This window comes from Bifidobacterium sp. LH_417, from assembly GCF_056357035.1.
In genome coordinates this window covers 92,932-118,428 of the sequence record NZ_JBKEVI010000007.1, presented here as the reverse complement: position 1 = coordinate 118,428, position 25,497 = coordinate 92,932, and the positions used below count along the sequence as shown (strand labels likewise).

The 25,497-nt window shown below is 65.0% G+C and carries 20 protein-coding genes and 2 rRNA genes; 14 read left to right on the top strand and 8 right to left on the bottom strand.

Going from position 1 to position 25,497, the window contains the following annotated elements; genetic code table 11:
• A 23S ribosomal RNA gene (locus AC1AYR_RS06225) occupies window positions 1-264 on the top strand; the annotation flags it as partial.
• Between the two features lie 172 nt (window positions 265-436).
• Window positions 437-553 (top strand): 5S ribosomal RNA (gene rrf / locus AC1AYR_RS06220).
• A gap of 609 nt (window positions 554-1,162) precedes the next feature.
• Here rrf and AC1AYR_RS06215 read toward each other — a convergent pair.
• Complete coding sequence (locus AC1AYR_RS06215) at window positions 1,163-1,291, bottom strand: hypothetical protein (RefSeq protein ID WP_274518544.1); 129 nt, start codon at window positions 1,289-1,291, stop codon at window positions 1,163-1,165.
• A 308-nt stretch (window positions 1,292-1,599) separates the two neighbouring features.
• On the opposite strand from AC1AYR_RS06215, the gene AC1AYR_RS06210 reads away from it, so the two are divergent.
• From AC1AYR_RS06210 to AC1AYR_RS06195, 4 genes are all read left to right on the top strand, one after another.
• Window positions 1,600-2,910 (top strand): MFS transporter, encoded by a 1,311-nt coding sequence (locus AC1AYR_RS06210; RefSeq protein ID WP_101621810.1) that lies wholly within the window; start codon window positions 1,600-1,602, stop codon window positions 2,908-2,910.
• Window positions 2,911-2,974: 64 nt separating this feature from the next.
• Window positions 2,975-4,015: an NAD(P)-dependent alcohol dehydrogenase gene (locus tag AC1AYR_RS06205; RefSeq protein ID WP_034529630.1), complete on the top strand. Its 1,041-nt coding sequence runs from the start codon at window positions 2,975-2,977 to the stop codon at window positions 4,013-4,015.
• A 259-nt stretch (window positions 4,016-4,274) separates the two neighbouring features.
• Window positions 4,275-5,171, top strand: coding sequence for an AraC family transcriptional regulator (locus AC1AYR_RS06200; protein ID WP_476503014.1), 897 nt, complete (start codon window positions 4,275-4,277; stop codon window positions 5,169-5,171).
• 299 nt (window positions 5,172-5,470) lie between these two features.
• On the top strand, window positions 5,471-7,978 hold the full coding sequence (locus AC1AYR_RS06195) for a TIM-barrel domain-containing protein (RefSeq protein WP_476511959.1): 2,508 nt from the start codon (window positions 5,471-5,473) through the stop codon (window positions 7,976-7,978).
• A 78-nt stretch (window positions 7,979-8,056) separates the two neighbouring features.
• Here AC1AYR_RS06195 and AC1AYR_RS06190 read toward each other — a convergent pair whose 3' ends face one another.
• Window positions 8,057-9,187 (bottom strand): ROK family transcriptional regulator, encoded by a 1,131-nt coding sequence (locus AC1AYR_RS06190; RefSeq protein ID WP_476511955.1) that lies wholly within the window; start codon window positions 9,185-9,187, stop codon window positions 8,057-8,059.
• A gap of 495 nt (window positions 9,188-9,682) precedes the next feature.
• Between AC1AYR_RS06190 and adhE the strand changes: the two genes are divergently transcribed.
• From adhE to AC1AYR_RS06175, 3 genes are all read left to right on the top strand, one after another.
• On the top strand, window positions 9,683-12,412 hold the full coding sequence (gene adhE, locus AC1AYR_RS06185) for a bifunctional acetaldehyde-CoA/alcohol dehydrogenase (RefSeq protein ID WP_476511954.1): 2,730 nt from the start codon (window positions 9,683-9,685) through the stop codon (window positions 12,410-12,412).
• Between the two features lie 218 nt (window positions 12,413-12,630).
• Window positions 12,631-13,494, top strand: a complete 864-nt coding sequence (locus AC1AYR_RS06180; RefSeq protein WP_476511953.1) for a DUF6591 domain-containing protein — start codon at window positions 12,631-12,633, stop codon at window positions 13,492-13,494.
• Between the two features lie 120 nt (window positions 13,495-13,614).
• The gene (locus tag AC1AYR_RS06175) at window positions 13,615-14,007 is read left to right on the top strand and encodes a hypothetical protein (protein ID WP_238567680.1); all 393 of its coding nucleotides are present in this window, start codon (window positions 13,615-13,617) and stop codon (window positions 14,005-14,007) included.
• A gap of 60 nt (window positions 14,008-14,067) precedes the next feature.
• On the opposite strand, the gene AC1AYR_RS06170 is transcribed toward AC1AYR_RS06175, so the two are convergent.
• Complete coding sequence (locus AC1AYR_RS06170; protein WP_034529613.1) at window positions 14,068-14,766, bottom strand: LysE family translocator; 699 nt, start codon at window positions 14,764-14,766, stop codon at window positions 14,068-14,070.
• Window positions 14,767-14,882: 116 nt separating this feature from the next.
• On the opposite strand from AC1AYR_RS06170, the gene AC1AYR_RS06165 reads away from it, so the two are divergent.
• A complete protein-coding gene (locus AC1AYR_RS06165) occupies window positions 14,883-15,539 on the top strand; it encodes an HAD-IA family hydrolase (protein WP_051922999.1) in 657 nt (218 codons plus the stop codon).
• Window positions 15,540-15,601: 62 nt separating this feature from the next.
• Here the strand turns inward: AC1AYR_RS06165 and AC1AYR_RS06160 are convergent, their stop codons facing one another.
• A complete protein-coding gene (locus tag AC1AYR_RS06160) occupies window positions 15,602-15,967 on the bottom strand; it encodes a VOC family protein (RefSeq protein WP_034529611.1) in 366 nt (121 codons plus the stop codon).
• A 705-nt stretch (window positions 15,968-16,672) separates the two neighbouring features.
• Here AC1AYR_RS06160 and AC1AYR_RS06155 point away from each other — a divergent pair.
• Window positions 16,673-16,813: a pentapeptide repeat-containing protein gene (locus tag AC1AYR_RS06155; RefSeq protein WP_476511952.1), complete on the top strand. Its 141-nt coding sequence runs from the start codon at window positions 16,673-16,675 to the stop codon at window positions 16,811-16,813.
• Window positions 16,814-17,082: 269 nt separating this feature from the next.
• Here AC1AYR_RS06155 and AC1AYR_RS06150 read toward each other — a convergent pair whose 3' ends face one another.
• From AC1AYR_RS06150 to AC1AYR_RS06135, 4 genes are all read right to left on the bottom strand, one after another.
• The gene (locus AC1AYR_RS06150) at window positions 17,083-18,099 is read right to left on the bottom strand and encodes a helix-turn-helix transcriptional regulator (RefSeq protein WP_476511958.1); all 1,017 of its coding nucleotides are present in this window, start codon (window positions 18,097-18,099) and stop codon (window positions 17,083-17,085) included.
• A gap of 210 nt (window positions 18,100-18,309) precedes the next feature.
• On the bottom strand, window positions 18,310-18,891 hold the full coding sequence (locus AC1AYR_RS06145) for a hypothetical protein (RefSeq protein ID WP_476511951.1): 582 nt from the start codon (window positions 18,889-18,891) through the stop codon (window positions 18,310-18,312).
• A gap of 36 nt (window positions 18,892-18,927) precedes the next feature.
• Complete coding sequence (locus AC1AYR_RS06140) at window positions 18,928-20,202, bottom strand: MFS transporter (protein ID WP_476511950.1); 1,275 nt, start codon at window positions 20,200-20,202, stop codon at window positions 18,928-18,930.
• Between the two features lie 143 nt (window positions 20,203-20,345).
• Window positions 20,346-21,506, bottom strand: a complete 1,161-nt coding sequence (locus AC1AYR_RS06135; protein WP_084686220.1) for a PfkB family carbohydrate kinase — start codon at window positions 21,504-21,506, stop codon at window positions 20,346-20,348.
• A 338-nt stretch (window positions 21,507-21,844) separates the two neighbouring features.
• Here AC1AYR_RS06135 and rpmB point away from each other — a divergent pair, with 338 nt between their 5' ends.
• From rpmB to rsmD, 3 genes are all read left to right on the top strand, one after another.
• Entirely contained in the window at window positions 21,845-22,039 is a 195-nt protein-coding gene (gene rpmB, locus AC1AYR_RS06130; RefSeq protein WP_034529605.1) for a 50S ribosomal protein L28, read from the top strand.
• 103 nt (window positions 22,040-22,142) lie between these two features.
• Window positions 22,143-24,623 (top strand): ATP-dependent DNA helicase RecG, encoded by a 2,481-nt coding sequence (locus AC1AYR_RS06125; protein WP_476511949.1) that lies wholly within the window; start codon window positions 22,143-22,145, stop codon window positions 24,621-24,623.
• 108 nt (window positions 24,624-24,731) lie between these two features.
• Window positions 24,732-25,334 (top strand): 16S rRNA (guanine(966)-N(2))-methyltransferase RsmD, encoded by a 603-nt coding sequence (rsmD, locus tag AC1AYR_RS06120; protein ID WP_034529602.1) that lies wholly within the window; start codon window positions 24,732-24,734, stop codon window positions 25,332-25,334.
• Window positions 25,335-25,497 lie beyond the last annotated feature (163 nt).

Below are 25,497 nucleotides of genomic sequence, written 5' to 3'. Positions count from 1 at the left end.
GAGGAGACCTGCCCATAGTACGAGAGGACCTGGGTGGACGAACCTCCGGTACGCCGGTTGTCACGCCAGTGGCACCGCCGGTTGGCTGCGTTCGGAAGGGATAACCGCTGAAAGCATCTAAGCGGGAAGCCCGCTCCAAGATAAGTATTCCCTGGCTCTTCGGAGCCGTGACCCCCCATGTAGAACACGTGGTCGATAGGCCGGACGTGGAAGCCCCGCGAGGGGTGGAGCCGACCGGTACTAACGGGGAAGCGCGACACACAACCCCACCCCCAGGGGTGGGAGAGCATCACCACAGCGAAGACTGCGCGAAAACACGCGACACGGAACAACGGTCCGTGACCACGAAACACGATCAACAAGCGTCCACCATCCGGTCCCCGAACCACCAGCTAGGGAACGACCCCGAGCGGGGCGGGTCCCACAATTGAAGATTTGCGGCGGTCATGGCCCAGGGGAGACGCCCGGACCCATTCCGAACCCGGAAGCTAAGACCTGGCACGGCGATGGTACTGCACCCGACAGGGTGTGGGAGAGTAGCACGCCGCCGCACCACAACGAGAACAGGACCCCGGTCGAGCAACACGCTCCCGGGGTCCACCCATACCCGGACCCCGGACAAGCCACACGCCCCCGGGACCCCGTCATACCCAGACCCAAACACACGGGGACGGGGAAACACCCGCCACGACACCACACGCGCGTGAAACCACCCACCGACGCCACACGCCACCTCCCGCCAGCGGGAGAAAACAACGGACACACGCGACGGGAACGAACCCGCCAGCCACCCACCGACACCACACACGCGGACACGAAACCACCCTCCGGCGCTACGCGCCACCTCCCGCCGGCGGAAGGAAACAACGGACACCACCGCCGACGAAGAAGCCAACGGGAGGAGACGCTATCGGGCGGGGCTGGCGATACGGCCCAGGGCGATCGCGGTGGTCAGCACATAGGCCTCACGGGGATTCGGGGGAAACAAAGAGAGAGGGGACGCCGTTGTCCGATCCTGTTGGAGCATCTGATTTATCGACATGACCGTTGGGCGATCATGTTCGGCATCGAAGGCGATGCATCCTATCGATGCGCGACGCGCGGCAGGAAGACGGCTCATGCCATCCATGCCGCTGCTGTATCGTTCTTAGGCTGTTGCTGTTCAGCGGTTTTCGATGGCTTCGAATGCCTTGGTGGTGGCCTCGCTGTAGCCGGCCTGGGCGAGGGCGTTCATGCCGCTGGCCTCGAAACCACGCATAACGGCCGCCATGAACTTCTTTCCGTTCATCATGATGATGTCCTTTCGTTGGTGCGCCTGCGGCGCATGTGGGCGGTATCTCCGTCCATCGCCGCCCAGCATAATCCCATGCACCGACCTCTGTAAAGTCACTTTGTAAAATGCGTGTTTCGCGGTTCTTCGGTCGACGTCCTGTGAGGCGGGGTATCCGTTCTGGAATTGCTGAGCATCCATGCGGAGTGCAAAAAAGTATCAATTCTTGCCATCTAATGCGAGGAAACACCAGTGTTTCTCACGGGAGAATTGTATTAACGCTTCAACGAGGAGCGATAAAGACAACGAAGTTCAGGTAAGGAGACAACGTGGCTCGGGGATTGATGAGAACACTGCTGCCGGGGTTCCTGGCGATCGCGGTGTTCATGACGGGAGACGGCTTCGAGCTGACGTTCCTGTCGAAGTATGTCGTGGATCAGGGATTCAGCTCGTCGCAGGCATCGATGCTGTTCACCATGTATGGTCTGGTCGCGGCGTTGGCCGGATGGTCGTCCGGAGTGCTTGCGGAGATGTTCGGCGCCAAGCGCATCATGCTGGTCGGCGCGGTCTCGTGGATCGCTCTGCACCTGGTGTTCATCGGTGTGGCGTTGCCGAGCCACATCTATCCGCTGATGCTGGTGTCGTACATGCTGCGCGGCATGGGCTACCCGCTGTTCATCTACAGCTACGTGGTACTGCTCGCACAGACCGTGGACCCGAGCAAACTGGCCTCGGCCATGGGATGGTTCTGGACCTCGTACTCCTTCGGCATCGGCGTGTTCGGTGCTTACCTGCCCGCGTTCATCACGCCGGTGATCGGCGAATACTACTCGCTGTGGGTGTCGCTGCCGTTCTCGATTGCCGGTCTGCTCATTTGCCTGTGGTTCGTGCCGAAGACACGCAATGCCGATCTCGACGCGATGAGCACCGCCGACAAGCTGCGTGAACTCTCCCGCGGCGTCACCATCCTCAAGGAGAACCGCCAGATCGCCTTCGCCGCCGTGCTGCGCGTGATCTGCAACCTCACCCTCTACGGATTCCCGGTCATCATGCCGCTGTACCTCGCCACGCATACCAACGGCGGCGGCGCATGGTTCAAGGTCACCGAATGGTCCACCATCTGGGGGCTGCTCTTCGTCGTCACCGTGTTCGGCAACGTGTTCTGGGGTCGTATGGGCGACCGGTTCGGCTGGATGCGCCAGATGCGTTGGTGGGGATGCTGGCTCTCCGCCCTCGGCACGCTCGCCATGTACTACGTGCCCCAGTTCTTCGGCCGCAACCTGCCGCTCATGTACCTGTGCGCGGTGGTGCTCGGCATGGGTATCTCCGCCTTCGTGCCGATGGGTGCGGTGTTCCCCGCGCTGGAGCCCGAGCACAAGGGGGCCGCGGTCTCCGCGCACAACCTCGCCTCCGGTCTGACGACCTTCTGCGGTCCGTTCATCGCCACCGTGCTGCTGGAGACGGTCGGGTTCGCCGGCGTGTGCTGGGCGTACGCGATCTGCTACATCGGCGGATCGGTCGTCTCCCTGTGGATTCGACCGAAGCAACCCGGTTTCGATGAGAAAGGTCGTCGCATCGATCGGAGCGTGTCCACGGAGACGATGCCGGCGATGGCCTCGCAGTCCTCGGCCGTGGTCTGATCCGTCTTTCCCATCCATATCAACCAACAACCATCAACAACCATCCAATCAAAGGAGCATCATCATGAAGGCAGTCGTTCTCGAGAAGCAGGGCGTCATCAACGTGCGCGAGGTCCCGGACGTCCAGGCGCCCGGTCCCGGCGAACTGCGCATCGCGCCGCATACCGTGGGCGTGTGCGGCTCCGACCTGCACTACTACACGCACGGACGCGTCGGCAAGTACGTCGTCGAACAGCCGATGATTCTCGGTCATGAGGCCGCGGGCACCGTGCTCGAAGTCGGCCCCGGCGTCACCGATTTCAAGCCCGGCGACCGCGTCGCCCTCGAACCCGGCATCCCCGACATGACTTCGCGCGCCAGCCGACTGGGCATGTACAACGTCGACCCGGCCGTGCGCTTCTTCGCCACCCCGCCGATCGACGGTTGCCTGTGCGAAGAGGTCATCCACCCGGCCGCGTTCACCTACCACCTGCCCGACAACATGAGCTTCGGCGAGGGCGCGCTGCTCGAGCCTACCGCCGTGGGCATGTGGGCCGCCACCAAGGCGCGTATCAAGCCCGGCGACGTGTGCGTCGTGACCGGATCGGGCACGGTGGGCATGCTCACCGCTTCCGCCGCGCTCGCCGGCGGCGCCTCCAAGGTGCTCGTCTCCGACGTCTCCGCCGTCAAGCTTGGCATCATCGGCCAGATTCCGGGCGTCATCCCGGTCGATCTGACGAAGGAGGATCTCGTCGAGCGGGTCCGCGAGGAGACCGGCGGCTGGGGTGCCGACGTGGCGTTCGAATGCTCCGGCGCACCGAAGGCCTACGAGACGTTCTGGAAGCTCATCGCCCCCGGCGGCTGCGCGGTGCTCGTCGGCATCCCGGTCGATCCGGTGTCGATTGACATCACCGAGCTGCAGGCCACCGAAGTGCGTATCGAGAACGTCTTCCGCTACGCCAACGTGTACCAGAAGGCCATCGATTTGGTCGCCAGCGGCAGGCTCAACCTCAAGCCCTTCATCACCGACACCTTCGCGATGAAGGACGCCAAGGCAGCCTTCGACCGTATGGACGAGGGTCGTCCGGGTGACATCAAGCTGCAGATCACCGTCGACCGCGACTGATCGCGCGGTTGACAGGTGACCGTCCGACGGCGGCGTGACGGCCGTCCGAGGGGCACCATGAATAATCGATGACGGGCCGGCGGGATTCCCTTTTTCCGCCGCCGGCGCGCATCGGCATTTCCGGTGTTCCTCGGACGGTCGTCACGTCGTTTTCCGATGCCCGGTGGTATCCGTCGACGGGAGCCGGTGAACGATCGGAGGCCGGACATCGGGCGGCGGACGGTGCGGTATCGTGGAGGAATCGACGAGGAGGTTGGCGATGGATGCGCGTGACGCCGGCATGATCCCATACTCGGATGCTGGATCGCTGGAGGTGATCGTCCCCGATGGGGACGCCGCCATACGCTGGTCGAGCCACGGGTATCCGAGCGCGTTGGCCCGATGGCACTACCATCCGCAGATCGAAATCCACCTGATCCGTGAGGGAAGCGGACAGCTCATGGCCGGGGACGGACTCATGCCGTTCGAGGCGGGGCATGTGGCGATGATCGGCTCGAACCTGCCTCATAACTGGCTGTCGGACATCATCCCCGGCGAACGGCTCGCCCATCGTGACGTGCTGTGCCATGTCCGCCCGCAGACGCTGCGATTGCTGGCGTCGGCGTTCCCCGAGACCGCCGGGTTCGAGCAGGTGGTGCGTCGCGCGTCGCATGCACTCGTCCTGTCGGGAGACTCCGCGCACGAGGCGGGAGGCCTGCTGGAGACGATGGGGGAGCATGACGCGGCGCGGCGCGTGGCCGACCTCATCGCCATCCTCACGGTGTTCCAACAGGCGCCGGCGGATGAGGTTCGCACCGTGGTGACCCCGGGATACAATCCGCAGGTCGCCTTCGGTGCCGAGGACGACGTCAACGTCGCCATCGCCTATATTTCGTCGCATCTCGATACGGTCACGCTGTCGGATGCCGCCGAAGCGGCCTCGATGAGCGTATCGACCTTTTCCCGCTTCTTCAAACGGGTGGCCGGCATCGGTTTCGCCGATTTCGTCCGTCGCCTGCGCGTGGGGCGCGCCTGCCGCCTGCTGACCTGCACCGATCTGCCGATCGCACGTATCCAACGGATGAGCGGCTATGACAACGCCTCCAACTTCAACCGCCGGTTCCGCGACGAGACCGGCGTGACACCGTCGCAGTACCGTCACGCGCATGCATCCTGATGTGCGTCGCTCACGTCATCTCAGCAACGGGATCGTGCGCGTGGGTGAGCTGTTGAGGGGAAGTGTAATGCATGCACGCCGTTGTGTATGCAAGCGCTATGATAATCCAATCACGGCGGAAACATATTGATATTCCGCAGAATGATATCGCAGTTTTCTTGAGCGTGGCTCATATTGTGCAAGCGCTATTATCGTAGATGTCAACCAATCGGACATCACGATACGCAGCACACGACAAAGGAGTTCACGTGGTAGACCGCAATCTCTTCTCGCTCGGTACGCTTGGCGCACATCCGGCGATGAACCCGGACCGCATCATCCAGGGCGACCGGTGGCGCATCGGCGTCATCACCGAGTCGCTCATCCGCTTCGAATGGTCCGATTCCGGCCGGTTCGTCGACGACGCCACGCAGTCCGTGCTCAACCGCGACTTCGGCCCGGACGCCGCACCGGAGTTCACCGTCATCGAACGCGACGGATGGCTGGAGATCGACACGCCGTCGCTCCATATCTCCTACAATCAGGCCCCGTTCAGCAAGGAGGGCCTGTATGCCACCATCAAGAACGTCAAGGCCATCGACAACACGTGGCATTACGGCGACGATCAGATGCGCAACCTCGGCGGCACGGCGCGCACCCTCGACTTCGCCAACGGCCGCATCCCCGTCGGTCCCGGCGTCAACGGCACCGACGGCTGGGCCGTCATCGACGATTCGGAGTCGAACATCATCCGCGAGACGCCGGAAGTCAACGGCAAGGCGAACCCGTTCGGCACGTGGGTGACGCCGAAGCCGGAGCCCACCACCGACTTCTACCTGTTCGCCTACGGGCACCGCTACCGCGAGGCCGTGCACGACCTCTACCGCCTGACCGGACCGACCCCGCTGCTGCCGCGCTTCACGCTCGGCAACTGGTGGAGCCGCTACCACCGCTACACCGAGGCCGAGTACATGACGCTCGTCGAACGGTTCGAGAAGGAGGGCATCCCGTTCACCACCGCCGTGGTCGACATGGACTGGCATCTCGTCGACGACGTCGACCCGAAGTACGGTTCCGGCTGGACCGGCTACACGTGGAACAAGGACTTCTTCCCCGATCCGAAGCGCTTCATGGCGTGGCTGCACGAGCAGGGCATGAAGATCACGCTCAACGTGCACCCGAAGGACGGCGTGCGCGCGTTCGAGGAACGTTACCCGGAACTCGCCGAGGCGATGGGCATCGACCCGAAGACCGAGGAGGCCGTGCAGTTCGACCTCACCGATCCGAAGTTCATGGAGGCCTACTTCGACAAGCTCCACCATCCGATGGAGGACGAGGGCGTCGACTTCTGGTGGCTCGACTGGCAGCAGGGCGGCACCACCCGCCAGCCCGGCCTCGACCCGCTGTGGGGCCTCAACCACCTGCACTACCTCGACTCGGCGCGCGCCGACGGCAGCGACTACGCCGCGCGCAACCCGCGCCCGCTCACCTTCTCCCGTTACGCCGGCCCCGGCTCGCACCGCTATCCGATCGGCTTCTCCGGCGATACGGTCGTCAACTGGGAGTCCCTGAAGTTCCAGCCCGAATTCACCGCCACCGCCTCCAACATCGGCTACGGCTGGTGGAGCCACGACATCGGCGGCCACATGTTCGGCTACCGCGACGAGGAGCTGGAGGCGCGCTGGTACCAGTTCGGCGCGTTCAGCCCGATCAACCGCCTGCACTCCACCGACTCGCCGTTCAACGGCAAGGAGCCGTGGAACTTCCACGGCGACGTGGCCGCCGCGATGACCGCCGCGCTGCGCCTGCGCCACGCGATGATCCCGTACCTGTACACGATGAACCGCCGCGCCGCCTACGAGGGCGAGCCGCTCGTCCAGCCGCTCTACTGGGACTGGCCGGAGATCCGCGACGCGTACAAGCTCGTCGACGAGTTCCGCTTCGGCACCGAACTGCTCGTCGCGCCGATCGTCGCCCCGGCCGAGAAGAGCGTGCAGCGCGCGAAGGCCGACGTGTGGCTGCCGCAGGGCACGTGGTTCGACTTCTTCGACGGGCGCCGCTACGCATCGCGCCCGGCGAACGGCCGTCGCATCGAGGCGTGGCGCGGCCTCGACCGCATCCCCGTGTTCGCGAAGGCCGGCGCCATCGTCCCGTTGCAGGAGGAGAGGGCCGGTGAACCGCTCAACTCGGTCGCGAACCCGCAGTCCCTGCGCGTGGTCGCCTTCCCGGGCGCGAGCGGGTCGTTCACGCTGTGGGAGGACGACGGCGCGCCCGAAGCGTCCGTGCGCTGGGCGTCGACCGCACTGTCGCTGCATCTGGGCGAGACGGACGGTGCCGCGACGGCAGCGACGTTCACCGTCGCGCCGGTCGCCGGCGCCGCCGACGTCGTGCCCGAGACGCGCGACTGGACGATCGTCCTTCGCGGCGTCGACGCGTCGGCGGTCGGTGACGGTGGCGCGAACGTGACCGTCACGTCCGACGGCCGCACGGTCGCCGCCGACGTCTCCTACGACGCGGCGACGCTGAGCGCGGTCGTGAAGGTCTCCGGCGTGGCTGCGACGGACGGTCTCACGGTGACGTTCGTCGCCGGTCTGCCGGTCGCCGGCGACACCGTGGTCGAGGACGCGTTCGCCGTACTCAAGGACGCGCAGATGCTCTACCTCACCAAGGAGACCGCCTACGCGATGGTCAAGGAGCTCGGCAGGGACGCGCTGCCGGCGCTCCACACGATCGAGGACATGCACGGCGTGGACGAGAGCCGCGAATTCGACTCGCACATGCCGCAGCCGGTGATCCAGGCGCTCGCCGAGGTCCTCACCCGGGCCTGACCGCATGACGCATGAACGAGCCCCGACCCCGCGGTTTCCCGCAGGTTCGGGGCTCATGCGTTGCAACGGTCTTCGAGGCTATTCCCCGCAGATCTCGGCCAGATAGGTCTCCACGTAGCGCAGGGCCGCGCCGATGATCGTCTGGTTCTCTGCCTGGTAGCTGCGGCGCAGCGTGAACCGTTCGGTGCCGAACGGGCTGCGTTCGATGACCCGGCGCTTCAGGTCCTCGATGTCGGAATCCTCCAGATACTGGGAGGCCTCGCCGCCGACGATCACGTCGCCGGCGATGACCGAACGCGCGTTGACGATCGCCTGCGCCACGTAGTCGAGCCACTCGTCCATGCGCTCGCGGTGGTGGCGCTCGCCTTGTTCGAGCACGCTGAAGAAGCCGGGGATGGACTCGTAGTCTTCGGGCAGCGATTCGGGCGAGCAATACGGGTCCATGCAGCCGCGGTTGCCGCAGTAGCATTCGCGGCCGTTCGGTACGAGCGTCATATGCTCGATGGCGCCGTTGCACATGTTCGGCCCTTGGTAGAGTTTGCCGTTCACGATCACCGCGCCGCCCGGCCGCCGTTCGAGGTAGACGCATACGGCGTCGGTGAGCGAATGGTCGAACCAGAGTTCGGCCATCGCAGACGCGTCGGAATCGTGGATCATCATGCACGGGCGGTGGATGGACTGCGTGATCGTGTCGAGCGTGAGTCCCGTGTTGCGCATGATGTTGCCGAAGATGATCCGGTCGCCGGCGTGGCTGACGATGCCCTGGACGGAGAAGGAGACGCCGAGCACCGGCCCGTGCTTCTTCTCCACCTCCGCCGCGAAGTTCTCGATGATGGCGCCGACGCGCTGGTAGTACACGTTGGCGTTGCGGTAGGGGAGCGTGCGTTCGAGATGTTCGACGACGGTGCCGTTGAGATCGACCGCGCACATGCGCACCTCGTTCGAGCGCATGGCCACGCCGATGGCGGTGCGATGGTCCGGGTTGAACTCGTAGCCGCGGGCCTTGCGTCCGCCGGTGGACTGCTGCAGTTCGCCCTGGCGGATGATGCCGTCCTGCTCCAGCGCCCGCAGGTTCTGGGTGATGGTGGGCAGGCTCAGTCCGAGCTCGCGTTCGATCTCCTGCTTGGTGACGTGTTCGTGATGGTACAGGTATTGGGTCATGGCGATGCGGTTGTGTGCCTTCACCGCCGTCGATGGCATTGCCTTCATGCGAGACCTCCGTTGGATGCAATACCGACAGTATGCTTGTGCTGATAGTGTACTTTTATAAAAGTGATTTTGCATATTGTCGGGCGTGGCGCGCGTATAGTGGCGCAATGACGCGGATGTGGGCGGTTGATTTTTGCGAAGTGGGTTTATGTATTCTAGTCTTAGGGGACGGCTTTTAGAAAACCACTTTTAAAAAGTGAGGCAGTGGGGCGTGTGGGGCGGCTGTGATTTTCATCAAAAAGTGAACAAAAAGCACCAAATTTCCGGCATTTGAGCGCTTTTGTTCGCCTTATCGCACAAAACATTACATAAAACGCCCATATTCGCACGCGAAACGCCGTCGATTTTGTGCGCATGCAGGTCGTTGACCAATTCGTTATATTGTGACGCAGGCCACAGAGAACGACATGAAGTCGGACCGGCCGAACGTTGTCCGCCCCAGCGGCGGGAGATTACAGAACACGAGTTTTGCTTAACGCACATCGAGGAGGATTCATGGCAGAAGCAAAGAAGACCGAGGCTCCCACCAAGCCGAGCCCGGAGGAGAAGCAGGCCGCCGCGCAGGCGGAGGTCGACGCGCTCGTCGCCAAGGGCCTCAAGGCCCTTGCCGAGTTCGAGAAGCTCGACCAGAAGCAGGTCGACCACATCGTGGCGAAGGCCTCCGTGGCCGCGCTGAACAAGCACCTCGTGCTGGCGAAGATGGCCGTGGACGAGACCGGCCGTGGTCTCGTGGAGGACAAGGCCACGAAGAACATCTTCGCGTGCGAGCACGTGACCAACTACATGGCCGGTCAGAAGACCGTCGGCATCATCCGCGAGGACGACGTGATGGGCATCGACGAGGTAGCCGAGCCGGTCGGCGTGGTCGCCGGCGTCACCCCGGTCACCAACCCGACCTCCACCGCGATCTTCAAGTCGCTGCTCGCGCTGAAGACCCGCTGCCCGATCATCTTCGGCTTCCACCCGGGCGCGCAGAAGTGCTCCGTCGCCGCCGCGAAGATCGTGCGCGACGCGGCCATCGAAGCCGGCGCCCCCGCCGACTGCATCCAGTGGATCGAGCACCCGTCCATCGAGGCGACCGGCGCGCTGATGAAGCACGACGGCATCGCCACGATCCTGGCGACCGGCGGTCCGGGCATGGTCAAGGCCGCGTACTCCTCCGGCAAGCCGGCCCTCGGCGTCGGCGCCGGCAACGCCCCGGCCTACGTCGACACCGACGTGGACATCGTGCGCGCCGCGAACGACCTGGTGCTGTCCAAGCACTTCGACTACGGCATGATCTGCGCCACCGAGCAGGCCATCATCGCCCACAAGGACGTGTACGCGCCGCTCGTCAAGGAGCTCAAGCGCCGCAAGGCCTACTTCGTGAACGCGGAAGAGAAGGCCAAGCTCGAGCAGTACATGTTCGGCTGCACCGCCGGCTCCGGCCAGACCCCGAAGCTCAACTCCGTGGTGCCGGGCAAGTCCCCGCAGTACATCGCCAAGGCCGCCGGCTTCGAGATTCCGGAGGACGCCACCATCCTGTGCGCCGAGTGCAAGGAGGTCTCCGACGACGAGCCGCTGACCCACGAGAAGCTCGCCCCGGTGCAGGCCGTGCTCAAGGCCGATAACAAGGACCAGGCCTTCGACATGTGCGAGAAGATGCTCAAGCTGGGTGCCGGCCACACCGCCGCCATCCACACCAACAACCAGGATCTGGTGCGCGAGTACGGCCTGCGCATGCACGCCTGCCGCATCATCTGGAACCAGCCGAGCTCTCTGGGCGGCATCGGCGACATCTACAATGCGATCGCCCCGTCGCTGACCCTGGGCTGCGGCTCCTACGGCGGCAACTCGGTGTCCGGCAACGTGCAGGCCGTGAACCTGATCAACATCAAGCGCATCGCTCGGAGGAACAACAACATGCAGTGGTTCAAGATCCCGGCCAAGACGTACTTCGAGCCGAACGCGATCAAGTACCTGCGCGACATGTACGGCATCGAGAAGGCCGTCATCGTGTGCGACAAGGTCATGGAGCAGCTCGGCATCGTCGACAAGATCATCGACCAGCTGCGCGCCCGCTCCAACCGCGTCACCTTCCGCATCATCGACTACGTCGAGCCGGAGCCGTCGGTCGAGACCGTCGAGAAGGGCGCCGAGATGATGCGCGAGGAGTTCGAGCCGGACACGATCATCGCGGTCGGCGGCGGCTCCCCGATGGACGCCTCCAAGATCATGTGGCTGCTCTACGAGCACCCGGAGATCAGCTTCTCCGACGTGCGCGAGAAGTTCTTCGACATCCGCAAGCGCGCGTTCAAGATCCCGCCGCTGGGCAAGAAGGCCAAGCTCGTGTGCATCCCGACCTCCTCCGGCACCGGCTCCGAGGTCACGCCGTTCGCGGTCATCACCGACCACAAGACCGGCTACAAGTACCCGATCACCGACTATGCGCTCACCCCGTCCGTCGCGATTGTGGATCCGGTCCTGGCCCGCACCCAGCCGCGCAAGCTCGCCTCCGACGCCGGCTTCGACGCCCTGACCCACAGCTTCGAGGCGTACGTGTCCGTGTACGCGAACGACTTCACCGACGGCATGGCCCTGCACGCCGCCAAGCTGATCTGGGACAACCTGGCCGAGTCCGTCAACGGCGAGCCGGGCCTGGAGAAGACCAACGCGCAGGAGAAGATGCACAACGCCGCCACCATGGCCGGCATGGCGTTCGGCTCCGCGTTCCTCGGCATGTGCCACGGCATGGCCCACACGATCGGCGCCCTGTGCCACATCGCGCACGGCCGCACCAACTCCATCCTGCTGCCGTACGTGATCCGCTACAACGGTCAGGTGCCCCAGGAGCCGACCTCGTGGCCGAAGTACAACAAGTACATCGCCGACGAGCGCTACCGCGACATCGCGATCAACCTCGGCATCGATCCGGGCAAGACCCCGGCCGAGGCCGTCGAGAACCTGGCGAAGGCCGTCGAGGACTACCGCGACAACAAGCTCGGCATGAACAAGAGCTTCCAGGAGTGCGGCGTGGACGAGGACTACTTCTGGAGCGTCCTCGACCAGATCGGCATGCGCGCCTACGAGGACCAGTGCACGCCGGCCAACCCGCGCATCCCGCTGATCAACGATATGAAGGACATCGCCGTGGCCGCCTACTACGGCGTCTCCCAGGCCGACGGCCACAAGATTCGCGTCGAGCGCGAAGGCGAGGCCGCCACTGAGGAGGCCTCCGAGCGCTGAACACGCTAGGCTAGGCGGTCTCCGGCCCCCTCGTCAGAGTGAGACCTGCGACCGGCCTTCCCCATAACGATGAGGTCCCCTTCCGTCAGGAAGGGGACCTCATCGTCTTCGCACATCCTTTTTCCCGCCGATTCAGTCGCCAACTGATGCCGTCCCACGTGATCCTCCCGATAATGGCCCGTGAACAACGTGTCGAACGAGAGAACAAGGAGCACGACATGCGTATGGAACGGAAGATCGCGGGCGGCGTGGCCTGCGTGATGGCGGCGGCGATGATGCTTGCCGGTTGCGGCGGTCCGACGGGCACCGGATCGAATGGCGCGTCCGGCGGCTCGGCGTCACCGGTGGCGAAGCCGCTGGACCTCTCCAAGCTCGAGACGAGCGTCGCGTCGACGCCCGTCGACAACCAGCGTCAGGACATGATGTCGTTCACGAACGGCACGAACGTCACCATCGTCGCCGTCTCACTCAACTACCGGCAGAAAAGCGATGTGACCGACGACCAGCGGCAGGCGGCGTTCGCCGACCTGCGGCAGGCCGTGACGATGATCGAGGACTCCGACTACGAGGAGCTCAAGACCGAACCGCTCAAATGCACGAGCAACCTCATCGTCAAGCCGGGCGCGACCAGCGAGAACGGCGAATGCACGATCGGCGGGTGGAAGGCCATCGGCGACTTCACACCGCTCATGGAACCGGACACGATGTCCGTCGCCTACCTGAAGGGCACGAACACAATCGGCAAAGCCACCTACGACTTCGTCAACAAGAAGACCACACTCGACAAGGCCGAAAGCAAGGCGAACCAGTGGGGCGACGACAAGCTCACCAAGACCCTGCCCAAGCCCGAATCGACGATCATCGGCGGTTCGGTGAGCGACACGAGCGTCGGATACAGCGTCTACGGCACCACGCACGACCAGTTCGCCGCCTACGTCGAACAGTGCAAGCAGAAGGGCTTCACCGCTGACGGCGAAGGTGACAACTATGCGTCGATGAAGGGCTCGAACGGTTCCGATCTATCCGTGCACTACTTCCCCGACGACGAGAAGATGACCATCAATCTCCACACCGCCGACTGAGCCGGGAGCGGTCCCGTTCCCCTCGCCGTATGAGCAAGCTCACGGGAGTCGGAAGCTCTCGCGACATCATCGTCCTGTACAGTGGTCGACAACGGACGATCATCGACGAAGGGGCGTGACATGGGACTGTTCGACGGCATCAGGAACATCGTGGGCGGCGTGCTGGGCGATACGGTCGGCGACGCGGCGAACGGCGCCGTCGGCAACATCGCCGAACAGTTCGTCGGCGGCGTCGACCTGAGTGCGATCGGCGACCTGCCGGCGGCTGTGACCGAGCAGTTCGACGCCGGCCAGCTCGGCGAGATCGCGCAGATCGCCGGCGACCATCTCAACGCGGAACAGCTCGGCGACCTGACCGCACTGGCCGAGGAGCACATCTCCGCCGACCAGATCGGAAACGTGGCCGGCATGATCCAGGAGCAGGGCACGAACCTCGGCCTCGGCTCGATCGCCGAACAGGCCGGTCTGCCCGGCGACGTCATCGGCCAGATCTCCAGCCTGCTCGGCCGCTGAGCCCGCGGCGGGTGCTGCCGTCACCGATGGCATCGACGCCGAATGGCCGGACGGACCCACTCAGGCGGCGAGACGGCTGCGGATCGCTTCGGTGACGGTCACGCCGCCCAGCACGGCCATGATGCCCGCGGACACCAGACTCAGGATGCGGCGCGAACGGCCCGACTTGAGCCTGCCGGCGAAGAACGCGGCCATGCAGGCGAGCGTGACGAGCACCAGCATGCTCTCGACGAAGTGGATGAGCCCCAGCGAGACGCCCATCCGCAGATGGTCGACGCCCGGCACGAGGAACTGGGGGATGACGGCGATGTAGAACACACCGATCTTCGGATTGAACAGATCGGTGAGGAAGCCGCGCACGAACGAGGAGACGATGGGGGAGGCGAGCGGGCCGCGTCCGGCACCCGCGGTCGCGACGGCCGCCGCCGGTTCGGCCGGCTCAGCCATTTCCGGTTCCCCGCCCTTGCCGGCCTTCGGCCTGCGGACGAGACTGAACGCCAGATAGAACAGGTACAGGCCGCCGAGCAGCCTGATCGCGTCATAGGCGAGCGGGAACGCGTTGATGATTGCGGCGAGCCCGACCGCCGCGGCCACCGCCCACGCGAGCACGCCGAACGAGATGCCGCACGCCGCCGCGATGCCGCGCCGACGCGTCGAATTGATGGTCTCGTTGACCACCATCATCATGTCCAATCCCGGCAGCAGGGCCATCGACCCGGCCACCAGCGCGAATCCCAGCAGTGCCTGCACATACGTCATGTCGTCTCTCCTCTCCCGATGCACCCACATCCGTCGGTTTCCGGCCACTGTACCGCCAGTACGTTGCGGCGGACGCGTCGCGTCTCGTCGGACGACGCGGGTGTACGGTGTCACGTATGAGCGTTTCCCCCGTGCGTCATTCCGTGCATCCCGCATACGACGACGTGATCTTCGATTTCTGCGACGTGCTGGTCGACTGGCGGCCGCGTGCCGCGGTCGACGGCGTCGTGCCGGACGACGTCGCCGACCGGCTGTTCGACCGCGACGACCCGTACGGATTCTGGCATTACGACGAACTGTCCGATTTGGGCTGGAGTGAGGAGCGCATCCTCGCCGACTATGCCGCGCATCACGCGGCCGACGCGCACGAATCCGTGGAACTCGCGGCGTTCCGCACCTACTTCGCACGCCAGCGGCTCGCGCTCGCCGGCATGCTGCCCGGCATGGCCGGACTGCTGCGCGACCTCGACGCGGCGGGCGTGCGCTGCTGGGGACTGACCAACTTCACCGTGAAATACGTGGACGCGGCCCGCGAATTGTTCCCTGCGCTCGGGCTGCTGCATGACGTGGTCGTCTCCAGCGCCGAGCGCATCCACAAACCCGACGCGGAGATCTACCGTCGCGCGGTCGCCCGCTTCGGCGTCGACCCGGCGCAGGCGGCGTTCGTCGACGACAAACAGCGCAACGCCGACGCCGCGGCCGCCGCCGTGCCCGGTCTGACCGGCATCCGCTTCACCGACGCCACGTCGCTGCGCGCCCGGCTGTTCGCATAGGGCGTTCACGCGGTTGCTCATGCGTGGTCCGGACGCGAGCGACCGCGGAATCGGCGCCCCGCTTACTGCAGGCAGGCCTCGATGTTGTTGCCGTCCGGGTCGTGGATGAACGCGGCGTAGTAGGTCGGGCCGTAGTTCGGGCGCGGACCGGGTTGGCCGTTGTCCGTGCCGCCAGCGGCGAGACCGGCCTCATGGAACGCCTTGACGACGTTCTGATCGGCGGCGCGGAACGCCAGATGCGCCGGGACGAGCGGATTGCCGTCCTTCGGCGACTGGATCCACACGCTGTCGCCGTCCGCATCGTTCGCGAAGCACACGGCGCCCGGGAACTCATGCTTCTTCACGTATCCCAGCGGCGCCAGCAGCTTCTCGTAGAACCCCGCACGCTCGTTCGCATCCTTGACGAACAATCCGACATGATCGATCATGACAGCCTCCTTATGACTGATGACTGACGTTCGACTCGCGGAACCGCACAGGGTATCGTGCGCGCGCATCGCGCCGGCATATCCCGCCCGGTTCCGTCCCTCCCAGTGTAGTGCCGGAACGGCAAGGCGTTGCCTACGTATCGCGCATGGATATGAATGCCGGGAGAAGCTTGTGTTTCCAACCGCTACGGAGAATGGTGGCGATGCTTCTTGGGACCGATGACAGGCCGGTGTCTGATAAGACACTGACGGCGGTGGGGAGGTGTAGGAATCCGGCGGGCGGGGAGCGCGTAAGGATTCGAAACCATGCTGGCTACGCGATGGCGGGTGCCTGTGAAGAGTCGTGCCTTCGCGTGGGGATAGGCGACTGATATGCCTTCTATTGTTGACGGAATCAAACCTGGCAGGCGATGGAAGCCGGTTCGCCTGGGCTTCTTGGGGCCAATGACAGGCCGGTGTCCGATAAGACACTGACAATGGTGGGGAAGGCGTGTGCTGACGAAATCAAACTTGGCAAGCGATGGAAACCAGCAATCATCAGGTGTTGCAACAATCACTAGAACCCGCCAACCCACCCCACCCAGACAACCCCCTCTCATGTTCCGCATATGGAAGGCTCTGCAACAACGCTGAAGCCCGACTTCTCGCCGCACAGACTGGCGAAGACCTGTTCATCGATGCCATCGATGAACAAGGGCGCGATTGATGGCTGCTGAGTGGTCGTCTCGTGTTTCAGGAGATGAACGGTGTTGTGTCTTGTCGGGTTGTGTCTTGTCGGGTTGTGTCTTGTCGGGTTGTGTCTTGTCGGGTTGTGTCTTATCGGACACTAGGTTGCCAGCGCTGTGACTTTGTTTTGCGACCCCGCCCACTAATCGTTAGCATCCCCGTATCCCCGTATCCCCGTATCCCCGTATCCCCGTATCCCCGTATCTCCGTATTCGCATCCCGTATCGCAGGACACAGATCATTGGCATCAGACGGTATGAGCTGGAACACGACGATGTATGCAACGCGTACCGTTGGCGCCTTGAGGTTCGGCCTGCGTCGGATTCTCATGAAGGGCGTGGAAGAACAGCATCACCATGCGTAGTGTCACGCCCGTGGCTTCCGTTCGTTCACTTGTCGACATGGCCTTTGAACAGATCGACGATGATTCCGGTGATGGCGCACAGCAGGCCGCCGATCACCCACGACATCCAGAACAACGATTCGGGAACGAGGAACAGCAGCGTCAGGCCGACGATCGTGGCGACGAGCATGATGATGCCGCTCAACGCCCCGGACAGCTTCACGGATCGCGGCACGTCACCGGAACGTTGACGCCGATTCCGCTCGATTTCCTTGTTGTAGCCGTCGATGTTCACCATGGTGTACCGCATGCCGCAGTAGACGAATCCGAACACCGCGGCCGCGGACAGCAGCAGCATGACCGCGTTCGGCCACCCCGCGGTGACCTCCCGCACCTCGTCCATGTACACGACGACCGCGATGCCGATCAGGATCGCCGCCACGCCCGCGACCACGCCGCACGCCAGAAGCCGGGATTCCCTGCGGCGGTCATCCTCGGTGTAGAAGTCCTTGACATACGGGTGATTCCGTCTGAACGCGGCATGCGCCATGGCGCCCGGGACCAACAGAACCAGTCCGATGATCACGCCCACGCAGATGCAGACGAACATCAGGAAGTCGTTGAGCGGATTGACGCCGATGATCGAATGTTCCGGGTCAAACAGGTTGGCGACGCCGACCGACGCGATGATCGCCGTCACGCCGGATGCGATCAGCATCGAGAACCGGAGGCGGTGGGCGTCGTATCCGGTGATGTCCTTCGGCAGAGGTGTGGTCGGACCGCCTTCCCGTTGCTCGACCGCGTGAGGATCATCGGCGACGGTCGGGGTGGCATCTGTCGTTCTCGCGGGGGTCGCCGGCCGGTCCACGTCGCCAAGCACCAGATCGTCAAGCGTGCAGCCGAACAGGTCGCAGATCGCCAGCAGCTTGTCCATTTCCGGGTACGCTTTCTCGGATTCCCATTTCGAAATCGCCTGCCGGGAGACGCCGAGCAGCATGGCCAGCTGCTCCTGCGTCATGTTGCGCCTTGCGCGCAGGGTCTGCAGATTGGTGCGGAAAGTCATCGTCATCATCCCCTAGGTCGGTAGTGTCGGCTTGTCGTGTCCTAACGATGATTCCACTGTGGCATGGTGGCGCCGTTTCCGCCACCATCTTGCGGTTGCCATGGCGAAATGCAACCGAGCGGCGTCGTAGTTGCTGCGCAACCGTTGGTTGTATGGGCGTCGATCCGCCGTTTTCTCACGAATCCCAAGTATGGGGGCAGGAACGGCGATTCACCGTTTGCCGCGCAGATTGTAGGGGTCGTAGGTGTCTCCGTCCGCCTGTGCGCGGCGTTCCTTGCGGATCTCCTCGGCAGTCTCGCGGGTGATGCGCCTCAACTCTTCTCGTTGCCGGTCGATCATCGTCTGGTCCTCGCTTCGCCATGGTCGTTCGAGGCCGATGATTTCCATCAGTCGCACCGCGCCGGCAGCGATGCTCGTAGCCGCGACAATCGTCATGTCCGTGTGCCAGAGGGTGGCGATCCACGGCAAGGCGAACGGCAATGCAATCTTGGTGGCGATCAGCGGCCATGGCATCGGCGAATTGATGCGGTTGACGGTCCGGCGCAGTTCATAGTCGCAACGTGAATCAATCAGCGATATTCCGATCCATGTAATCGCCAGCATTGCGGCGAGCGTGCCGCCATCGAACACGATGCGCGCGATGAAGCGCAGCCCCAGCCACGCAATGATCAGACTGATCGGGAACGAGACGATGGCATTCAGCAACAGGTGGCCGACAAATGCGTGGGCGTATCGGGGCCTGTCCGAGCCGGCTGATCGGCTGTCAGTGTCGTCGCCATTACGGCCGTCCATATCGAACCTTTCGCTATGCCGGATCGGAACGAAACGTCAGTTCCTGGTCGGATCCTTCTGGAGGGTGAGGAAGACGAGGGCGACGGCGAGGAGGATCGCGATGGAGAGCACGCCGAGGCTCGCATTGCCGGTGATCGACGTGGTGGTCGCGACGAGGAACGTGCCGAGAATCGATGCGGTCTTGCCGAAGATATCGTAGAGGCCGTAGTACTCGTTGGCGTGCTCCTTGGGAATGATCTTGCCGTAGTAGGAGCGGGAGAGCGCCTGGATGCCGCCCTGGAAGATGCCGACGAGAATCGCCAGCACCCAGAACTCGACGGCCGAACGCAGGAAGAACGCGGCGAAGAACACGATGCCCAGATAGGCGATCACGGCGGCCATGATCATCGGCTTGCATCCGAACCGGCCGGCCAGACGGCCGTAGGCGATGGCGGACGGGAACGCCACGAACTGGGTGACCAGCAGGGCCGCCACCAGCTGCGTCGAATCGATGCCGAGCTGCGTGCCGTAGGAGGTGCTCATCGAAATCACCGTGTTCACGGCGTCGATGTAGAAGAAGAACGCGATCATGAACATCCACAGCGGCTTGTTCCTCACCACCTTGCCGAGCGTGGAGGCGAGTTCGGAGAACGTGCCGCGGATGGCTTCGGCCGTATGCTCGCGGGTCGCGCGATAATGCACCTGCCGGTAGCTGGTCAGCAGCGGGACGGTGAACGCCGCCCACCAGATGGCGGTGATGACGAACGACGCACGCGTGCAGGCCGCCGTGGACCAGCCGAACAGCGCCGGACCGCCGAAAATCAGCACCAGACACAGGATGAACGGCACCGTGGAGCCGATATAACCCCAGCCGTAGCCGTGCGACGAGACCTTGTCCATGCGCTCGTTCGACGTGGTGTCGACGAGCATCGAATCGTAGAAGGTGAGCGAACCGTTAAGTCCGATCGTCGCGAGCACGTACACGATGAGGAACGGCAGCCAGGTCAGCGGCAACGCCATCGCGCAGCACGTGACCACGCCGGTGCCGAAGAACCCGAGGAAGAACTTGACCTTCATGCCCTGCACGTCGGCGATCGAACCGAGCAGCGGCATGAGCAACGCGATCACCAGCGAGGCGATGGTCTGCGCGTAGCCCCACGCGGACACGATGTTGCCGTCCGCCGGCATCAGCGACTTCGCGTAGATCGGCACGACCGCGGTCGACAACAGCACGAACGCGGAGTTGCCCACGTCGTAGACGATCCACTTCTTCTCACGCGGCGTAAGCTTCGCCGCGGCGGACGGCGCCGCGTTCACTGACTGTTCGGACATGATGGAACTCTCCTCGACGACGGAAACTGCAATCCATCGTAGGGGAGTCCCCATGCCGCCCAGCGCGCCCGCCGGTGAACGCAGAGTGAATTATCGCGCGTATCTGTGTGTTGTCGGGTCACGGTCGGACCGCCACCGGACCGCTACCGCGCTGCGACGCCGGCCAGCGTGACCGCCTCCTTGTAGCTCGGGCAGACGGGCACGCCGGCGCGATGGCGCTGGATGGCGAGCGAGGCGGCCGCGTTGGCGATGTTCACCGCATCGGCCAGCGACCATCCCTTCGCAAGCATCGCGCACATGGCGCCCGTGTGGCAGGAGCCGGCGGAGCGCGTGTGCACGCCCTTCGTCGGATAGCCCTCCACATGCTGCACTTCGCCGCCGGGTTCGCGCACCCATGCGCCGCGCGATCCGGCGCGCACGACCAGCGGCGCGCGCAGCGTGTTGCCGAGCGCGTCGCACAACGCGTTCATCGCCTGGTCGAATCCGCCGCCGACGGTCAACGCCCCCGCCTCGCCGAGGTCGACGCCGAGACGTTCCGCCAGCGTGTTCGCCTCCTGCCGGTTGCAGGACCATGTGGGCCGGGCGAGCACGAGATCCTCGAGCAGGTGGTCGTTGACGAGCTTGAGCGTGTTCGTCGGATTGATGACGAGCCGGTAGGGGCGCGACTTCGGGTCGTCGCCGGCCCGGTGCATGAACTCGTCGATGCCGGCCGCCGTATGGTCGAGCAGCGTGTTGCCGCTGACATGCACCACGTCGCCCGCCTCCGGTTCGACCGCGTCGAACGTGCGCGCGTCGCCCTGCGCCTCCACGCCGTAGCGTGCGACGAACGTCTTGCGCCCGTCGTCGTCGTGGAAGACGAGACGGAATCCGGAGTCCGCGTCGAGCCGACACGGCCCCACGTGCGTGATGCCGTCGTGCTCGTACGCCTCGCGGATCATCGCCGCCCACACGCCGTTGCCGATGATGCCGGCGTGTTCGGCGGGCACGCCCATGCTGCTCACCGCGTCCAGCACGCGGTAGCTGCCGCCGACCACCGGGCGTGCGGCGTTGGAGACCGCGAAACCGCCCGGCTCGGGCAGTTCGTCCACATCCATCATGATGTCGACCCACACTTGGCCGAGTGAGATCACCGACGGGGTGTGGCCGCCGCTTGTGGAGTCCGACGACTTCGCGGCGGCCGCGGCCTTGTCAGCGGCGTCCGACTCCGCCACGGCCCGGTCGATGCGTCGTTCCTCCTGCCGCTGTTCGATGAATTCGCCCAGTCGTGTTCCCTTCGTTTCCCCGTTGATGTGCTTCGACAACATGGCGTCCTCCTTGAGCGGTCGATTGCACGCGTCCGACGCGATGCACTGCCACCATTCTATGGCCGTGGGCCCGGTGTATGGTGGATTTTAGGCCGTTCGGGGTGTGGCGCAACGGTCATCGGAGACGATTCTGCTGCGTATTCGCAGCGTATTCGCCGCGCCGCCGCCGCGTGCCGACCGTGCGCCGACCGTGCGCGGAACCGCATAGGATACCACGCGTGTTGCGTTTGTCGGGCCGCTGGGATATATTCGTGAAGTTGTGTGTTCGGCTAAGCGTGTTCGCATGCCCGGTCGAATCGCGAAAAAGACTTGATAGTCAAGGTTAAAGGGAGTCCATCATGGCAGCTCGTTGTGACGTGTGCGGCAAGGGTCCGCAGGTCGGATACACCGTGTCTCACTCGCATATCCGCAACAAGCGCACCTTCCGTCCGAACCTCCAGTCGGTCCGTACCACCGTCGAGGGCGAGAACGTTCGCCTGCGCGTGTGCGTCAAGTGCATCAAGGCCGGCAAGGTCCAGCGCGCGGTTGCGTGAGTGCGCGGATAGCGTCAACGTATCGAAGCCTCCATCGGTTCGCCGATGGGGGCTTTCGTTTTAGCCGCCGCGCGCGTCGTCGCGTGTGGGAGAATGGGACGTTATGAGCATCACCTGGGACACTCCGATCGCCGCGCTATTGGCGAACAAACGCCGCGCGTCCACGCTCAAGTCGTTCGGCATCGTCACCATCGGCGACGCGCTCACCTACTATCCGTTCCGCGTCGCCGACCCGGTGCCGGCGCGCGCGCTCGGCGAGGCGCGCGTCGGCGAGGCGATGGCGTTCGCCGGCACGGTGCGCTCGGCGCGCACGTTCCACGGTTCGCGCAACATGCGTCTCGTCGTCAACGTCGACGACGACGGATTCGCCGCCTCCCGCGGCTTACTGCCGTCGGGCGCGCAGTTCGTCTTCTTCTCCGGCAGGAAGGGGTATCTCGACTGGATGGCGCGCCGTCTCGCCCCCGGCACCGTCGTGGTCGCCTCCGGCGTCCCCGGCGAGTATATGGGTCAATTGCAGTTCAACCATCCGCAGGTAATCACCGTCGCGCCGGAACCGTCGATGCCACACGCGAACGGCTACGACGCGCCGAACGTCGCCGAGGCGCTGGCGCGCGTCACCCGGCCGCGACCCGTCTACCACGCGTCCGCGCGACTGTCCAGCGAACGCATCCACGAGACGATCCTGAGTCTCATGTGGGCGCTCGGCGGGCGCGACATGCCCGCGCCCGGCACCGACGACATCACCCTGCAATCCCACGACGACGAGGAGCGCTTCGCCGGCACGCTCGCCGACGCCATCCCCGACGTGCTGCCCGAGACCATCCGCGCGGAACGGGGGCTCATGCACCGCGCCGAGGCGTTCCGCGCGATCCACGAGCCGAAGACCGTCGCCGACTTCCACAAGGGCATCGCCACCCTGCGCTACGAGGAGGCGTTCGTCTGCCAGGCCGCATTGCTTGAGGCGAGGCGCAGCGCGCACAAGTCCGCGGCGCATCCGTGCCCGTTGCCGGACGCGGACGCCGACGCCCCGTCCCTGCGCGACCGGTTCATCGCCTCCCTGCCGTTCATGCTCACGAACGGCCAGCGCGAGGTCATCGACGACATCGCCGCCGACATGACGCGCGACACCCCGATGCAACGCCTGCTGCAAGGCGAGGTCGGCTCCGGCAAGACAGTGGTCGCGCTCGCCGCCATGCTCCAGGCCGTCGGCGCCGGCTATCAGGCCGTGCTCGTCGCGCCCACGCAGGTGCTCGCCGAACAGCACGTCGAGACCATCACGCGCATGATCGCCGCGATGGACGGCGCGGACGGTGCCGGCGATGGCGACGGTGCCGGCGATCGCGGCGCGGACGGCGGCGACGCCGGTCCGTCCGTGCCGGTGACGCTGCTCACCGGCGGCATGAAGCTCGCGGCGCGGCGCAAGGCGCTCGCCGCCGCCGCGAGCGGCACGCCGGGCATCATCGTCGCCACGCATGCCGCCTTCTCGAAGACGTTCCAGGCGCCGCGGCTCGCGCTCGTCGTCATCGACGAACAGCACCGGTTCGGCGTCGAACAGCGCGAATCGTTGAACGCGAAATCGACGGACGGCACCGCGCCGCACCTGCTCGTCATGACCGCCACGCCGATTCCGCGCACCGCCGCGATGACCTGGTTCGGCGACCTCGACATCTCGTGGCTCACCGAACTGCCCGGCGGGCGCAAGCCGATCCGCACGATCGTCGTCAACGAGGCGGACGGGCGCACGATGGCGCGCATGTTCGCGCACATCCGTGCGCGCATCGACGCGGGGGAGCGCGCCTACATCGTGTGCGCGCGCATCGACGCGGACTCCGACGACGATGCGGGGGTGCCGGGCGGCGGCCGCGGCTCCTCGCGCGGCGGGCGGGGTTCGCGCGGCGAGGTGACGGCGTTGGACGGCATCGACGACGCGTATGAGACGCTCGACGAGAACGGCGAGACGGTCGCGCGACCGCCGCTGCACTCGGTGGCGGAGATCACGACGCGGCTCAAGGCGCTGCCGCAGTTCGCCGGCATCCGGTTCGCGACGCTTACCGGACGCGACAAGGACGATGTGAAGGCCGAGGTCATGGCCGGATTCGCCTCCGGGGAGACGCCGATTCTCGTCTCCACCACCGTGATCGAGGTCGGCGTGGACGTGAAGCAGGCCAGCTGCATCGTGATCTTCGACGCGGACCGGTACGGCCTGTCCCAGCTGCATCAGTTGCGCGGACGCGTCGGCCGCGGCGGCACGGACAGTTGGGCGTTCCTCGTCTCGCGCGCCGAAGCGGGCACGACGGCCGAAGCACGGCTTCAGGTCATCCACGATTCGCTGGACGGCGCGGAGATCGCGCAGGCCGATCTGGAGTTCCGCGGCGCCGGCGACGTGCTCGGCGACGCGCAGTCCGGCGCGAAATCGAGCCTCAAACTGCTGCGCGTCATCAAGGACGCGGACCTCATCACCGACGCGCGGGCGCGCGCCGAACGGATGCTCGCCGACGATCCGACGCTTGACGGGCACACGCAGCTCGCCGGCGCGGTGCTTGACTTCACACGCGGCAACGAGACCTTCCTCACCTCCAACTGACGCCCGTTTTTCGGCTCCCCTTGTCAGGGGAGCTGGACCGCGTAGCGGGACTGAGGGGTAGTCAGTACCGGAAATGGACGACGTGGCGTACCGCTAAAGTCGGTAGCCATGCGAGTGATCTCAGGACGATTCAAGGGCGTGGCGTTGGCCACGCCGAAGACCGGCACCAGGCCGACCACCGACCGCACCAAGGAGGCGATCTTCTCGCGTCTCGACGCGTGGGGCGTGCTCGACGAGGCACGTGTGCTCGACCTGTTCGCCGGCACGGGGGCGCTCGGCATCGAGGCGCTGTCGCGCGGGGCCCGCGAGCTGGTGGCCGTGGAGGCGTCGAAGCCGGCGGCCGCGCTTGTCGTCAAAACCGTCGCGCAGCTGAAGCGCAACCGGTCATGGTCGTCGGATCTCTCGGCGCGCGTGATCGTGCGCAAGGCGGAGGCGTATGCGGCCTCCGGCGCGGGAGCGGCGGGCGCGTTCGACGTGATCTTCATCGACCCGCCGTACGCGTTCGAGACGGAGGCGTGCGACCGGCTGCTCGCCGATCTCGCGGCGAACGGATTCGCGGGGGAGGGGACCGTGGTCATGCTGGAGCGTTCCGCGCGGTCCGAGCGGCCGACGCCGCCGGACGGCTGGGAGATCACGGACGACCGTGACTATGGTGAGACGGCCGTGTACTACATCGAGCGGATCGAAGGTGCCACAGGCGACGAAAGCTGAGACGGGCGGTTTCCCGGGCCTGACCGCGGGGTGGGCGGGCATTGCATGACCGCTTGGCCGGTGTGCGCCACGCCGAAGATACCTCGAATCGTGATATGCATGTATAGTCATATCTCGAAACGAGATATTGCGGGTGCCGCATGGGCATCCGGAACCACGAACG

What these genes read in the sequence shown, in the direction of transcription:
- AC1AYR_RS06200 (WP_476503014.1), top strand. Translation starts at nt 4,275, where the DNA reads ATGGATGCGCGTGACGCCGGCATGATCCCATACTCGGATGCTGGATCG.
- AC1AYR_RS06215 (WP_274518544.1), bottom strand. Translation starts at nt 1,291, where the DNA reads ATGATGAACGGAAAGAAGTTCATGGCGGCCGTTATGCGTGGTTTCGAG.
- AC1AYR_RS06180 (WP_476511953.1), top strand. Translation starts at nt 12,631, where the DNA reads ATGCGTATGGAACGGAAGATCGCGGGCGGCGTGGCCTGCGTGATGGCG.
- AC1AYR_RS06205 (WP_034529630.1), top strand. Translation starts at nt 2,975, where the DNA reads ATGAAGGCAGTCGTTCTCGAGAAGCAGGGCGTCATCAACGTGCGCGAG.
- AC1AYR_RS06155 (WP_476511952.1), top strand. Translation starts at nt 16,673, where the DNA reads ATGGCTGCTGAGTGGTCGTCTCGTGTTTCAGGAGATGAACGGTGTTGT.
- AC1AYR_RS06160 (WP_034529611.1), bottom strand. Translation starts at nt 15,967, where the DNA reads ATGATCGATCATGTCGGATTGTTCGTCAAGGATGCGAACGAGCGTGCG.
- AC1AYR_RS06190 (WP_476511955.1), bottom strand. Translation starts at nt 9,187, where the DNA reads ATGAAGGCAATGCCATCGACGGCGGTGAAGGCACACAACCGCATCGCC.
- AC1AYR_RS06170 (WP_034529613.1), bottom strand. Translation starts at nt 14,766, where the DNA reads ATGACGTATGTGCAGGCACTGCTGGGATTCGCGCTGGTGGCCGGGTCG.
- AC1AYR_RS06145 (WP_476511951.1), bottom strand. Translation starts at nt 18,891, where the DNA reads ATGGACGGCCGTAATGGCGACGACACTGACAGCCGATCAGCCGGCTCG.
- AC1AYR_RS06125 (WP_476511949.1), top strand. Translation starts at nt 22,143, where the DNA reads ATGAGCATCACCTGGGACACTCCGATCGCCGCGCTATTGGCGAACAAA.
- rsmD (WP_034529602.1), top strand. Translation starts at nt 24,732, where the DNA reads ATGCGAGTGATCTCAGGACGATTCAAGGGCGTGGCGTTGGCCACGCCG.
- rpmB (WP_034529605.1), top strand. Translation starts at nt 21,845, where the DNA reads ATGGCAGCTCGTTGTGACGTGTGCGGCAAGGGTCCGCAGGTCGGATAC.
- AC1AYR_RS06165 (WP_051922999.1), top strand. Translation starts at nt 14,883, where the DNA reads ATGAGCGTTTCCCCCGTGCGTCATTCCGTGCATCCCGCATACGACGAC.
- adhE (WP_476511954.1), top strand. Translation starts at nt 9,683, where the DNA reads ATGGCAGAAGCAAAGAAGACCGAGGCTCCCACCAAGCCGAGCCCGGAG.
- AC1AYR_RS06135 (WP_084686220.1), bottom strand. Translation starts at nt 21,506, where the DNA reads ATGTTGTCGAAGCACATCAACGGGGAAACGAAGGGAACACGACTGGGC.
- AC1AYR_RS06150 (WP_476511958.1), bottom strand. Translation starts at nt 18,099, where the DNA reads ATGACTTTCCGCACCAATCTGCAGACCCTGCGCGCAAGGCGCAACATG.
- AC1AYR_RS06140 (WP_476511950.1), bottom strand. Translation starts at nt 20,202, where the DNA reads ATGTCCGAACAGTCAGTGAACGCGGCGCCGTCCGCCGCGGCGAAGCTT.
- AC1AYR_RS06195 (WP_476511959.1), top strand. Translation starts at nt 5,471, where the DNA reads ATGAACCCGGACCGCATCATCCAGGGCGACCGGTGGCGCATCGGCGTC.
- AC1AYR_RS06175 (WP_238567680.1), top strand. Translation starts at nt 13,615, where the DNA reads ATGGGACTGTTCGACGGCATCAGGAACATCGTGGGCGGCGTGCTGGGC.